This is a genomic window from Variovorax defluvii (assembly GCF_039541515.1).
GTDB lineage: Bacteria > Pseudomonadota > Gammaproteobacteria > Burkholderiales > Burkholderiaceae_C > Variovorax > Variovorax defluvii.
In genome coordinates this window covers 1-12,069 of the sequence record NZ_BAABGJ010000024.1, presented here as the reverse complement: position 1 = coordinate 12,069, position 12,069 = coordinate 1, and the positions used below count along the sequence as shown (strand labels likewise).

Below are 12,069 nucleotides of genomic sequence, written 5' to 3'. Positions count from 1 at the left end.
TTCCCGGCTCCTGCGCCACACAACCAGCAAGGCCAAAACAAAGGCCCAAGAGGCAAGTTCAAGGCTCCTGCGCCACCCAACAAGCAAGGCCAAAACAAAGGCCCAAGAGGCCCCAGCGCATCCCAAAGTCAGAGAACGCAAGCCCAAGGCAGACACCGCATACCTCACGGCTTGCCGAGCTTGTCGCGCCGGGTCGCCTCGTCCTCCATCAACTCGTACCACATCGCATTGAGCACCGCGAAGGTCGCGGCGAGCGGCAGTCCCAGCAGCCAGGCGAAGTACCACATGGTTCGTTTCCTTTGAATCGGTTGCGCATCAATACGCGTGGCCGCGTTCGTCGCGGATGGCATCGGCATCCACCTTGCCCCACAGCACCTTGTAGACCCAGGCGGTGTAGGCCACGATGATCGGAATGAAGAGCGTGGTCACCACCAGCATGATGAACAGTGTCAGGTGGCTCGAGGACGAATCCCACACCGTGAGGCTGGCGCGCGGGTCCAGCGACGAGGGCAGGATGAAGGGGAACATCGACGCGCCGACGCCGAGGATGATGCAGGCGATGCTCAGCGCGCTCGCCAGCAGGGCCGCCCCCCCGCGTCGCGCGCGCATGAAGACGAAGGCCAGCAGCGCCCCCGCCAGTCCCAGGCCGGGCGCGGCCCACAGCCAGGGATGCGCCGCGAAATTGGCGAACCAGGCGCCGGGCTGATGGGCCACGGTTTTCAGCAGCGGGTTCGACGGGCCGCCCGTGGGCAGCACACTCGTCACGCGGTACCCGTCGATCCAGGACCACAGGGCCAGCCCCGCCAGCGCATACAGCACCAGCGTGAGCAGCGCCGCCACGCTGCCATAGCTGCGCGCACGCTCGGCCACCGGCCCCTGCGCCTTCAGCATCAGCCAGGCGCCGCCGTGCATCAGCAGCATCGCGACCGAGACCAGCCCGCACAGCAGCGCAAAGGGATTGAGCAGCGCGAGGAAGGAGCCCTCGTAGAAGATGCGCATGTCGCTCTCCAGCCGGAAAGGCACGCCCTGCAGTACGTTGCCGATGGCCACGCCGAAGATCAGCGATGGCACCAGCCCGGTGAGGAACAGCGTCCAGTCCCAGCGCGCGCGCCAGGCCGGCTCCTCGCGCTTGCTGCGGAACTTGAAGGCCACCGGCCGCAGGATCAGCGGCACCAGCACCGCGAACATCGCCAGATAGAAGCCGGAGAAGGACACCGCATAGAGCTGCGGCCAGGCCGCGAAGATCGCGCCGCCGCCGAGGATCAGCCAGACCTGGTTGCCCTCCCACACCGGGCCGACGGCGTTGATGATCACGCGCCGCTCCAGGTCGTTGCGGCCGGCGAAGGGCAGCAGCATGTTGGTGCCCAGGTCGAAGCCGTCGGTCACGGCGAAGCCGACCAGCAGCACGCCGATCAGCAGCCACCAGATGAAGCGCAGGGCTTCGTAGGACATGAGTTCGTGCAGGATCATGATTCGTACTCCTCCTTCAGTCGGCGGCGGCCAGCGGCTTGCGCGCCAGCGGGGCAGCCAGTTCGCGATCGGCTTCGGCGCGGTAGGTGGTCGGCGGCGGCGCCGGGTGCTCCTCGGGCCCCTTTCGGATCGCCTTGAGCATCAGCTTCATCTCGATGACGAAGAGCACGGTGTAGATCAGCGCGAACACGCCGATGGTGAACAGCACCGTGGCAGCACCGAGGTTCGACACCGCGACCGCGGTCGGCAGCACGCCCTCGATCACCCACGGCTGGCGGCCTACCTCGGCCACGATCCAGCCGCATTCGGCCGCCAGCCAGGGCAGCGGGATCGCCAGCACGGCCAGCCGCAACAGCCAGGGATGGGCGTCGAGCCGCCGCCGCGCGGAGAGCACGAAGAAGGTCGCGGTCAGCAAAATGAAGAACATGCCCAGGCCGACCATGATGCGGAAGGACCAGTACAGCGGCGCCACCGGCGGGATGGTGTCGAGCGCCGCCTGCGAGACCTGCTCGGGCGTGGCCTGCCGCGGGTCGTCCACGTAGCGCTTCAGCAGCAGGGCGTAGCCCAGCGCATGGCCGTTGTTCTCGAAGATGCGGCGCGCCGATTCCGGCACGGCGTCGCTGCTGCCGGCCGCACGGATCTTCTGCAGCGCATCGTAGGCGGAGACGCCGACGCGGATGTTGAGCTCGGCGCGGTGCACCAGCTCGTCGATGCCGGGGATTTCGGTGGTCAGCGAGCGGGTGCCGATCAGGCCCATCACGGCCGGGATGTGGACCGCGTAATGGGTCTCGCGCGCTTCCTGGTCCGGGAAACCGAAGACGGTGAAGGCGGCCGGCGCGGGCTCGGTCTTCCACATCGCCTCGATGGCGGCGAGCTTCATCTTCTGGTGCTCCGTCGAAAGATAGCCGCTCTCGTCGCCCAGCACCACGACCGAGAGCGAAGCCGCCAGGCCGAAGGAGGCGGCCACCGTCATCGAGCGCTTGGCGAGTTGCAGGTGCCGGCCCCGCAGCACGTACCAGGCCGACACGCCGAGCACGAAGACCGCGGCCACGGTGTAGCCGGCCGACACGGTATGCACGAACTTGGCCTGCGCCACCGGGTTGGTCAGCACGGCGGCGAAGTCGGTCACCTCCATGCGCATGGTCTGCGGGTTGAAGGCGGCGCCCACCGGGTTCTGCATCCAGCCGTTGGCGATCAGGATCCACAGCGCCGAGAAGTTGGAGCCGATGGCCACCGCCCAGGTGGTGATCAGGTGGCCGAGCTTGGAGAGCCTGTCCCAGCCGAAGAAGAACAAGCCGACGAAGGTGGCCTCGAGGAAGAAGGCCATCAGCCCCTCGATGGCCAGCGGCGCGCCGAACACGTCGCCGACGTAGTGGCTGTAGTAGCTCCAGTTCATGCCGAACTGGAACTCCATGACCACGCCGGTGGCCACGCCCATCGCGAAGTTGATGCCGAACAGCAGGCCCCAGAACTTCGTCATGTCGCGCCAGATGGTGCGGCCGGTCATGACGTAGACCGTCTCCATGATGGCGATGATCACGGCCAGGCCGATGGTCAGCGGCACGAAGAGGAAGTGATAGAGCGCGGTGAGCGCGAATTGGAAGCGCGAGAGCGCAACGATGTCGAGGTCCATGGGGGTCTTCCTTCGTTCTTCCTTCGGTACGTTCTTCTGGTTCCTAGTCGGGGCGCAGCGCATCGAGCGCCGCCTCGAAGGTGGTCGTCCCGCGCCGCAGGTCGGCCACGATGCGGCCCGACCGCATGACGAGCAGGCGATCGGCCAGCGCGGCCTCGCGGCGCAGGTGGGTGGCGATCAGCAGCGTGCGGCCCGCAGCCTGGGTGCGCAGCCGCTGGAGGACGTCGTGTGCGGTCGCGCTGTCCAGGGCTTCGGTCGGCTCGTCGAGCAGCCAGAAGGCCGCGTCACGCAGGAGGAGGCGGGCCAGCGCGAGCCGGCGCGACTGACCGCCCGAGAGGCCGATGCCGCCCTCGCCAAGCCTCGTGGCCAGACCTTCGGGCAAGGCGCGCACCTCTTCCGCCAGGCCGGCGGCCGCGAGTGCGGACCACAGGCGGGCGTCGTCGGCCACCGGGTCGGCCAGCCGCAGGTTGTCGCGCAGGCTGTCCTGGAACAGGTCGGTGCGCTGGGTCAGGAGGCAGGTGGGCAGCGCCCGCAAGTCGCCGCCGACGGGCGCCAGTTCGCCGGCCACCGCGGCCAGCAGGGTCGACTTGCCCGCGCCGCTGGCGCCGATCACGGCCACGCGCTCGCCCTCGGCCAGGGCCAGGGTGGCGTGCTGCAGCGCGGCCGCGCGGCTGCCGGGATGGACCAGGACCAAGGCGCGTGCCTGCAGCGCCCAACCGTCGTCGGGCATGGCGGGAACAACGCCCGGGGCATCGTCGGCCAGGTGTGGCGCCAGGCGCCGTGCAGCGAGCCAGGCACGGCCGGCCTCCAGCGCACCGCGGCGCACAGCGGCGAAGGGCTCCATCGCGCTCAGGGCCACGAGCAAGGCCAGCGCCGCGGCGGGCGCGCCGATGGCGCCTTCGCCAGCCAGCAGACCCACCGCCAGCAGCACGCCGGCCAAGGTCAGGGTGCCGGCGACGCTGTACGCTGCGCCGGCGCCGGCTTCCAGCCGGTTGAGGGCGAGATCGGCCGCCACCAGGTGACGGTCGGCCGCGGCCAGCGCCTCCTGCTGCGCCGGAATGCGGCCGGCCATGACCAGCTCGGCCTGCCCGGCGACCAGGTCGATCGCGCGCGCACGCAGGCCTTCCATGGCCTGGGCGCGCCGCACCGCCGCCGGCCGCGCGCGCCGCGCGAGCAGCCAGGCGATGCCCCAGCCCGCGACGAGCAGCCACAGGGTCAACAGCACCCCCATCCAGGGCCGCAGGGCGCCCAGCACCAGCCCCGCCAGCAGCGCCGCGCCGAGTGCCGCAGCGGCCGGCACCAGCAGGCGCAGGTAGAAGGACTCCAGCGCGTCGATGTCGGCACTCAGCCGGAACAACAGCCGCGCGGGCCGCGCCAGCAGCCGGCGCGCCGCATCGGGCCGCGCCCAGCCGCGGAACAGGCGCACGCGCAGCGTGGCCAGGACGGCGAAAGTGGCGTCGTGTGTCGTCAGCCGCTCGCCATAGCGCGCGGCGGTGCGGCCCAGCGCCAGCAGGCGGATGCCGGCCGAAGGCATGAACACGTCGAACAGGATGGCGCTGGCCGCCTGCAGGCCGGCCAGCGCGGTCGCGGTGATGAACCAACCCGACAGGCCCAACAGCCCCATGCCCATCAGCACGGTGAGCGCGGCCAGGCCGGCGCCCAGCGCCAGGCGCCGCGGCTCGCCGGCCCACAAGGCCGCGGCCACCGCACGCAGGTCGCGCCAGGCCTTCATGCGGCCTCCTCCAGGGGCATCGCGCCCAGGCGGACCACCCGGTCCATGCGCGCGGCCAGCAGCGGATCGTGGGTCGCGACGATGAGCGTGCGGCCCCTGGCGAGCGCCACCAGGGCATCGGCGACGCGCGCGGCTGTTTCGCTGTCCAGGTGGGCCGTCGGCTCGTCGATCAGCAGCAGGTCGGCATCCGGATGCACGGCCAGCCGGGCCAGCGCGAGGCGCACCGCCTCGCCCCCCGAAAGACCACGGCCACCCTCCCCCAGCGCGGCGCCGGGCCGCGCCTGCGCCGCGGCATCGAGCCCGGCGAAGCGCATCGCGGCCTCGACCTGCGCCGGCTTCACACTGGCACGGCCCAGCGCGACGTTCGCGGCCAACGAGCCCGCGAAAACGTGGGGCCTCTGCCCCATCCACGCCATGCGCCGCCGCAACGCCGTCGCGCTGCGCTCGTTCAGCGGCACCCCGCCGATGACGATGCGGCCCTGCGCCGGCATCAGGCCCGCGATCAGGCTGAGCAGGCAGGTCTTGCCGGCGCCGCTGGGGCCCACCAGCGCCACGTGCTCGCCGGGCGCGACGTGGAGGTCGCAGGCCTCGATGATCGGCGCGTCGCCCGTCTGCGCGTCTGCCAGCACCTGCACCCCGTGCAGATGCACCGACGGCGGGCCGGCTTCGCCACGGTCGACGGCCACCGGCCCGGCTTGCGCGCCCGGCAAGGCCATCCCGCCCGCGGCCAATCGATGGAGCGACGCGAGGGCCGCCTCGCCCGCGGCACGGTCATGCCATACCGCGGACAACTCGCGCAGGGGTTCGAAGAAGGCCGGCGCGAGCAAGAGCACGAACACGCCCTCGCCCAGGCTCAGCCGCCTGCCCCAGGTGCCGAACTCGAAATGGCCCAGAAGGTGAAAGCCGATGTAGGCCGCGACCATCGCCACGCCCAGCGCCGAGAACAACTCCAGCACGGCAGAAGACAGGAAGGCGATGCGCAGCACCGCCATCGTGCGGCTGCGCAGCGACTGCGCCGCCTCGCCCAGCCGCAGCGCGGTCAGCTCGACGGCGCCGAGGGCACGAAGGCTCGCCAGGCCGCGCAGCCGATCGAGCAGAAAGGCCTGCATGCCGCCGGCCTCCACCATGTGCGCTTCGCTCGCAGCACGGGCACGCCAGCCCACGATGGCCATGAAAAGCGGGATCAACGGCGCCGCCACCAGCAGCACGAGTGCCGCCACCCATGAATGAAGCACCACCAGCGGCAGGATGGCCAACGGAACCACCGCCGCCCGCCAGCGGGCCGGGGCATAACGCACCAGGTAGGGCACCACGGCCTCGGCCTGTTCCGCGATCACGCTGGCGGCCGCGCCGGAGGCCGGCCGTGCCCGGTCCAGCGGCGAATGCGCGGCCAGGACGGACGCCGCACGCGCCCGCAGGACAGAAAGCGCCGCACGCGCCTGCGTGAACACGCACCGCATGGCCCAGGCCTCGCAGCCCGCTCGCAAGGCACCCAGCAGGACGACGCCCAGCGCCGGCATCAGAACGGCACCCATGCCCTCGCCGCGCGCGATTCGCTCGATGGCCCAGGCCAGCAAGGCCGCCTGCGGCAGCCACAGCAGCGCGGCAGCGCCCTGCGCGAAGCCGGCGAGGCCGGGCCGTGCCAGGGAAGGCAGCGCGGAGGATCGGGGGTCCGAGGGCATTTATGTTTTTTGTGTATTTTCAGTATTTACTGAAAACTCAGCAATCATACGCCGGGACGGTGCGGCTGGCAAACGCGACGCCCTCCTCGACCCGGAAGCGCATCCTGCACCCGCTAAGCTACGGCGCCATGAAGATTCTTTCGATCACGCCGACCTATTTCCCCGAAATCGGGGGCATCGAGTCGGTGGTACGCGAGCTGGCGGTCCGCAGCTCCAGCCAGGGCCGGCGCGTCGACGTGGCCCATGTCTCGGCGAAGAACGAGCGCTTTTCCTGCGCCGAGATCGACGGCATCACCGTCTACCGCGTGCCGGTGGTCGGCAACCGGCTGGCCGGCTATGCGCGCGACCTCGGCCGCCTGGCGGCGGGCTACGACCTGCTGCACGTGCACGACCCGCAACTGATGATGCTCACCGGCAACGTGCTGCTGCAGTGCCGGCACATCCCCGCCGTGCTCAGCACGCACGGGGGCTTTCGCCACACGACGCGGCACGGGGCGATCAAGTGGCTGCACGAGCGCCTGCTGATGCGCCTGCTGCTGCGCCACTACCGCAAGATCCTGGCGAGCAGCGAGTCGGACCGGGCCTATTTCAGCGGCTTCTCGGACCGGGTCGAGAAATGCGAGAACGGCATCGCCTACGCCAAGTTCCAGCAGGGCCGGCTGACAGGCCCGCCCGATCCGACGAAGTGGATCTACTGGGGCCGCTGGTCCCGCAACAAGCGCATCGACGCCGTGATCGATATCGTCGCGAAGGCGCGCGACCAGGGCATCGCCATCGACCTGCTGATCGCCGGCCCGGACTTCGACAATCTCGGCGCCTCGCTGCAGGCGCAGATCGCCGCCCTCGGACTGCAAGGCGCAGTGCGGCTGCACCCCTACATCGAAGATGCCGACTTGCTGCAGGAACTGCGGCAGCGCACCGTGTTCGTCACCGGCAGCGAGTACGAAGGCTTCGGCATCGGCATCCTCGAGGCGATGGCGGCCGGCAAGATCGTGCTGTGCCGCGACATGGCGCCCATCAACGGCTTCGTCGAACGCGGGGTCAACGGCCACTTCCTCGGTTTCGACGGAAGCGCTTCGGACATGGCGGTGGTGCGCGAACTCGCCGGCCTCGGCGCCGAGCGCTGCATCGCGATGTCGGAAGCGGCGCAGCAGCGCGCCAGGCGCTACGACTGGGACGAGGTGGCGAAGGCCTTCGGCGCCCACTACGCGCAGGCGCTCGCCGGCCGGCGCTGAAGACGGATGCGCGTCAGGCCGAGGCGAGCATGCCGCAGGCCATCAGGACCGCGAACAGCGCCAGCAGGCCGCGCCAGTCGGCCGGGCGCGACTCGACCCAGCGGTAAAGCGCAACCGCCGCCAGGATCGACAGCACGAAGGTCAGCAGCAGGCCGAACAGGTCGATCCATGGCCCGTCCGGCGCCAGCCGCTCGATGACGGCGCTCACCAGCAGCAGCACCGGAAAGTGGATCAGGAACAGTGAGTACGAAATGCGCCCCAGGCCCACCAGCGGGGGCCAGACACCCATCGAGAGGCGTTCGTGGCGCTCAGCCAGCGCCATCGACAGGGCCGTGACCAGCGCGATGGCGATGCGGCTGCGCCACTCCAGCGCCAGGGCCGATGCACCGAGCAGCAGCAGCAGCGCGACCGCGAAGCCCCAGGTGCTGCGCCGCGTGGCGCGCCCGATCCAGAACACCAGCATGCCCAGGCCGTAGGCGCCGAAGAAGTAAAGCGCGGTGACATCCAGCTCCGCATGCCGATTGAAGAGCACGAGCGAGGCGACGGCCAGCAGCAGCACCAGCGATACCGCCAGCCAGCGCGCCCGCTCCGGTGCCAGGGCCGCGCGCCTCTGCAACAGACCGACCAGCCCGATCGCCGCGAGGGCCAGCACGAAGAGCTGGAAATCGATGGCCACGTACCACACGCCGGTGGACAGGGCCTCGTAGCCGAGCAGGTCCTGCAGGAGCAGGCCGTGCGCCAGCAGTTGCGACAGGCCCGGGGCGGCGGGCACCGCCTCGTGCTGCAGCCAGGGCCGCACCAGTGCCGCGGCCAGCACGCTGAAACTGAGCGCCGCCAGGTAGGGCATCACCAGGCGCCCATAGCGCTGGAACACCCGCGCCAGTGGCCGGTCGATGCGCAACAGCCCATCGGGCGCCAGAGTGCCCGCGGCCAGGAAGCCCGCCAGCACCAGGAACACCTGCACCGCGAGCCGGCCGTCCTGGGCCAGCCATTCGAACAGCCATGGGGCGAGCGGCGAGGCCCCCTCGGGCAGCGGCCCGTAGCGGGCCAGGTGGTGGCCCACGATCAGCATGCACGCCAGGCCCTTCATCGCATCGAGCAGCGGCATGCGCGATGCCGCGGCCGTGGCGGGCGCTGGCGGCATGGCGCCCCGCTCAGAGGGCGAGACGCTGGCGCGCTTCTTCGTACTCGCGCCCGAGCTTCTCGACGAAGGCGGCGGCGCTGGCGACCTCGGTCACCGCGCCGATCCCCTGCCCCGAGCCCCAGATGTCCTTCCAGGCCTTGGCCTTGCTGCCTTCGCCGCCGCCGAAGTCCATGGTCTTCACGTCGCCCTGCGGCAGGTTGGCCGGGTCCATGCCCGCGGCCACGATGCTGGGCGCGAGGTAGTTGCCATGCACGCCGGTGAAGAGGTTGGAGTACACGATGTCGTCCGACGTGCCCTGCACGATGGCCCGCTTGTACTCGTCGCTGGCGCGCGCTTCCTGGGTGGCGATGAAGGCGGTGCCGATGTAGGCGAAGTCGGCGCCCATGGCCTGCGCCGCCAGCACGGCGCCGCCGGTGGCGATCGAGCCCGACAAAGCCAGCGGGCCGTCGAACCACTGCCGGATCTCCTGCACCAGCGCAAAGGGGCTCTTGATGCCGGCGTGGCCGCCGGCACCGGCCGCCACCGCGATGATGCCGTCGGCCCCCTTCTCGATCGCCTTGCGGGCGAAGGTGTTGTTGATCACGTCGTGCAGGGTCACGCCGCCGTAGCTGTGGACGGCATCGTTCACGTCGGTGCGCGCGCCCAGCGAGGTGATGACGATCGGCACCTTGTACTTGACCACCATCGCCATGTCGTGCTCGAGCCGGTCGTTGCTCTTGTGAACGATCTGGTTGATCGCGAAGGGCGCGGCGGGCCGGTCCGGATGGGCCCTGTCGTGGGCCGCCAGTTCCTCGGTGATCTCGGCCAGCCAGTCTTCCAGCTGCGAAGCAGGACGCGCGTTGAGGGCGGGCATGGCGCCCACCACGCCCGCCTTGCACTGCGCGATCACCAGCTTGGGATTGCTGATGATGAAGAGCGGCGAGCCGATGATCGGCAGCGGAAGCCTGGCAAGCACGGGAGGCAGCTTGGACATGGAAACTCCGGATTCGGGTTCAGGATGCGGTGCGGACGGCGGGCGATCAGAAGGCTTCGAGCGCGAGCGCGGTCACGCTCTCCGCGCCATCGACGATGCTGTCGCGCAGGCCCGGCACCTTGTTGAGGATGTGCTCGGCGTAGAAGCGGGCCGTGGCGATCTTGGCGTTCATGAAGTCGACATCGGTGCCGGCCGCGGCCAGCCGCTCGGCCACCAGCAGCGAACGCGCCAGTTGCCAGCCCGCCACCAGGTTGCCAGCCAGCATCAGGTAAGGCACGCTGCCGGCGAACACCGCGTTGGGCGAGGCCTTGGTCTGCCCGGCCACGAAGCCGACGACGTCGATGAAAGCCTCGCGCGCTGCCTTGAGGCGCGCCGCCATCGAGGCCGCGGCCGCGCTGCCGCTCTCGCCCAGTTCGGCCTCGGTCGTCTCGATCTGCGCCGCGATGGCCTTGGCCACCTGGCCGCCGTCGCGCGCCGTCTTGCGCCCCACCAGGTCGTTGGCCTGGATCGCCGTCGTGCCCTCGTAGATGGTCAGGATCTTGGCGTCGCGCAGGTACTGCGCGGCGCCGGTTTCCTCGATGAAGCCCATGCCGCCGTGCACCTGCACGCCCAGCGATGCGACCTCCAGGCTCATCTCGGTGCTGTAGCCCTTGACCAGCGGGACCATGAATTCGTAGAAGGCCTGGTTCTGGCGGCGCGTCTCCGCATCCGGGTGGTGATGCATCGCGTCGTACGCGGCCGCGGCGGTGGTCGCCATCGCGCGGCAGCCCTCGACGTAGGCGCGCATCGTCATCAGCATGCGCTTGACGTCGGGGTGGTGAATGATGGGCGCACTGGCGTTGATCGAGCCGTCGACCGGGCGGCTTTGCACGCGCTCCTTGGCGTACGCCACCGCATGCTGGTAGGCCCGCTCCGCCAGCGCGATGCCCTGCACGCCGACCGCATAGCGCGCGGCATTCATCATGATGAACATGTATTCGAGGCCGCGGTTCTCCTCGCCCACGATATACCCGACGGCGCCGCCGTGGTCGCCGTACTGGAGCACCGCCGTCGGCGAGGCCTTGATGCCCAGCTTGTGCTCGATGCTCACGCAGTGCACGTCGTTGCGCGCACCGAGCGATCCGTCGGCATTGACCATGAACTTGGGCACCACGAACAGGCTGATGCCTTTCACGCCTTCCGGCGCGCCGGCCACGCGCGCGAGCACCAGGTGCACGATGTTCTCGGCCATGTCGTGCTCGCCGTAGGTGATGAAGATCTTGGTTCCGAAGATCTTGAAGGTGCCGTCGGGCTGCGGCTCCGCGCGGCTGCGCACCAAGGACAGGTCGCTGCCGGCCTGCGGCTCGGTCAGATTCATCGTGCCGGTCCACTGGCCGCTCACCAGTTTGTCGAGGTAGGTGGCCTTCAACGCATCGGAGCCGGCCGTGAGCAGGGCCTCGATGGCGCCGTCGCTGAGCAGCGGGCACAGCGCGAAGCTCAGGTTGGCCGAGTTGAGCATCTCGCCGCAGGCCGCGCCGATGGTCTTGGGCAGGCCCTGCCCGCCGAATTCGGAAGGATGCTGCAAACCCTGCCAGCCGCCGGCGACGTACTGCGCGAAGGCTTCCTTGAAGCCCGGCGTGGTCGCGACATGGCCGTCCTTGAAGGAAGAGGGATGCTTGTCGCCCGCCACGTTGAGCGGCGCGATCACGTCCTGGTTGAAGCGCGCGCATTCCTCCAGCACCGCCTGCGCGGTCTCGAGGCCGGCCTCCTCCAGGCCCGGCATCTCCGACACCTGCGCGATGTTCGCGAGGTGCTCGATGTCGAACAGCATGTCCTTGACGGGGGCGGTGTAACTCATGGTGTCTCCAATGCGACGTGGGGCGTGGCGGATGCGAAAAGGGCATCGCGAACGATGCCCTGTCTTCAGTGGAAAGTGGGGCTCAGAGGGCCTTGACCAGCTCCGGCACCGCCGTGAACAGATCGGCCTCCAGGCCGTAGTCGGCGACCGAGAAGATCGGCGCCTCCGGGTCCTTGTTGATCGCCACGATCACCTTGGAGTCCTTCATGCCGGCCAGGTGCTGGATGGCGCCGGAGATGCCGCAGGCGATGTACAGCTGCGGCGCGACGATCTTGCCGGTCTGGCCCACCTGCCAGTCGTTGGGGGCGTAGCCCGCATCGACGGCCGCACGCGATGCACCCAGGCCCGCGTTGAGCTTGTCGG

At 69.9% G+C, this 12,069-nt stretch carries 10 protein-coding genes; 1 reads left to right on the top strand and 9 read right to left on the bottom strand.

The annotated features are described in order from the left end of the window. Positions 1 to 164: 164 nt before the first annotated feature. From cydX to cydD, 5 genes are read right to left on the bottom strand one after another with little or no spacing between them, the layout of a single operon-like run. Entirely contained in the window at positions 165 to 287 is a 123-nt protein-coding gene (cydX, locus tag ABEA07_RS13440) for a cytochrome bd-I oxidase subunit CydX (RefSeq protein ID WP_345538422.1), read from the bottom strand. Between the two features lie 28 nt (positions 288 to 315). Further along, positions 316 to 1,470 (bottom strand): cytochrome d ubiquinol oxidase subunit II, encoded by a 1,155-nt coding sequence (gene cydB, locus ABEA07_RS13435; protein ID WP_345538420.1) that lies wholly within the window; start codon positions 1,468 to 1,470, stop codon positions 316 to 318. 16 nt (positions 1,471 to 1,486) lie between these two features. Continuing rightward, positions 1,487 to 3,103, bottom strand: coding sequence for a cytochrome ubiquinol oxidase subunit I (locus ABEA07_RS13430; protein ID WP_345538419.1), 1,617 nt, complete (start codon positions 3,101 to 3,103; stop codon positions 1,487 to 1,489). 43 nt (positions 3,104 to 3,146) lie between these two features. Continuing rightward, on the bottom strand, positions 3,147 to 4,835 hold the full coding sequence (locus ABEA07_RS13425) for an amino acid ABC transporter ATP-binding/permease protein (protein ID WP_345538418.1): 1,689 nt from the start codon (positions 4,833 to 4,835) through the stop codon (positions 3,147 to 3,149). Then, positions 4,832 to 6,517, bottom strand: a complete 1,686-nt coding sequence (gene cydD / locus ABEA07_RS13420) for a thiol reductant ABC exporter subunit CydD (RefSeq protein ID WP_345538417.1) — start codon at positions 6,515 to 6,517, stop codon at positions 4,832 to 4,834. The genes ABEA07_RS13425 and cydD overlap by 4 nt, the downstream gene beginning before the upstream one ends. 128 nt (positions 6,518 to 6,645) lie before the next feature. Between cydD and ABEA07_RS13415 the strand changes: the two genes are divergently transcribed. Continuing rightward, a complete protein-coding gene (locus ABEA07_RS13415; RefSeq protein WP_345538415.1) occupies positions 6,646 to 7,752 on the top strand; it encodes a glycosyltransferase family 4 protein in 1,107 nt (368 codons plus the stop codon). Between the two features lie 13 nt (positions 7,753 to 7,765). Here the strand turns inward: ABEA07_RS13415 and ABEA07_RS13410 are convergent, their stop codons facing one another. The 4 genes from ABEA07_RS13410 to ABEA07_RS13395 all read right to left on the bottom strand — a co-directional run. Then, positions 7,766 to 8,896 carry an acyltransferase family protein gene (locus tag ABEA07_RS13410; RefSeq protein WP_345538414.1) on the bottom strand — a complete coding sequence of 377 codons (1,131 nt, stop codon included), beginning with the start codon at positions 8,894 to 8,896 and terminating at the stop codon, positions 7,766 to 7,768. A 10-nt stretch (positions 8,897 to 8,906) separates the two neighbouring features. Next, positions 8,907 to 9,869, bottom strand: coding sequence for an NAD(P)H-dependent flavin oxidoreductase (locus ABEA07_RS13405; protein ID WP_345538412.1), 963 nt, complete (start codon positions 9,867 to 9,869; stop codon positions 8,907 to 8,909). Between the two features lie 46 nt (positions 9,870 to 9,915). After that, positions 9,916 to 11,706, bottom strand: a complete 1,791-nt coding sequence (locus ABEA07_RS13400) for an acyl-CoA dehydrogenase (RefSeq protein ID WP_345538411.1) — start codon at positions 11,704 to 11,706, stop codon at positions 9,916 to 9,918. 82 nt (positions 11,707 to 11,788) lie between these two features. Continuing rightward, on the bottom strand, positions 11,789 to 12,069 hold a 281-nt coding region (locus tag ABEA07_RS13395; protein WP_345538410.1), incomplete at its 5' end, for an electron transfer flavoprotein subunit alpha/FixB family protein.

What these genes read in the sequence shown, in the direction of transcription:
- ABEA07_RS13425 (WP_345538418.1), bottom strand. Translation starts at nt 4,835, where the DNA reads ATGAAGGCCTGGCGCGACCTGCGTGCGGTGGCCGCGGCCTTGTGGGCC.
- ABEA07_RS13410 (WP_345538414.1), bottom strand. Translation starts at nt 8,896, where the DNA reads ATGCCGCCAGCGCCCGCCACGGCCGCGGCATCGCGCATGCCGCTGCTC.
- cydB (WP_345538420.1), bottom strand. Translation starts at nt 1,470, where the DNA reads ATGATCCTGCACGAACTCATGTCCTACGAAGCCCTGCGCTTCATCTGG.
- ABEA07_RS13405 (WP_345538412.1), bottom strand. Translation starts at nt 9,869, where the DNA reads ATGTCCAAGCTGCCTCCCGTGCTTGCCAGGCTTCCGCTGCCGATCATC.
- cydX (WP_345538422.1), bottom strand. Translation starts at nt 287, where the DNA reads ATGTGGTACTTCGCCTGGCTGCTGGGACTGCCGCTCGCCGCGACCTTC.
- ABEA07_RS13400 (WP_345538411.1), bottom strand. Translation starts at nt 11,706, where the DNA reads ATGAGTTACACCGCCCCCGTCAAGGACATGCTGTTCGACATCGAGCAC.
- cydD (WP_345538417.1), bottom strand. Translation starts at nt 6,517, where the DNA reads ATGCCCTCGGACCCCCGATCCTCCGCGCTGCCTTCCCTGGCACGGCCC.
- ABEA07_RS13415 (WP_345538415.1), top strand. Translation starts at nt 6,646, where the DNA reads ATGAAGATTCTTTCGATCACGCCGACCTATTTCCCCGAAATCGGGGGC.
- ABEA07_RS13430 (WP_345538419.1), bottom strand. Translation starts at nt 3,103, where the DNA reads ATGGACCTCGACATCGTTGCGCTCTCGCGCTTCCAATTCGCGCTCACC.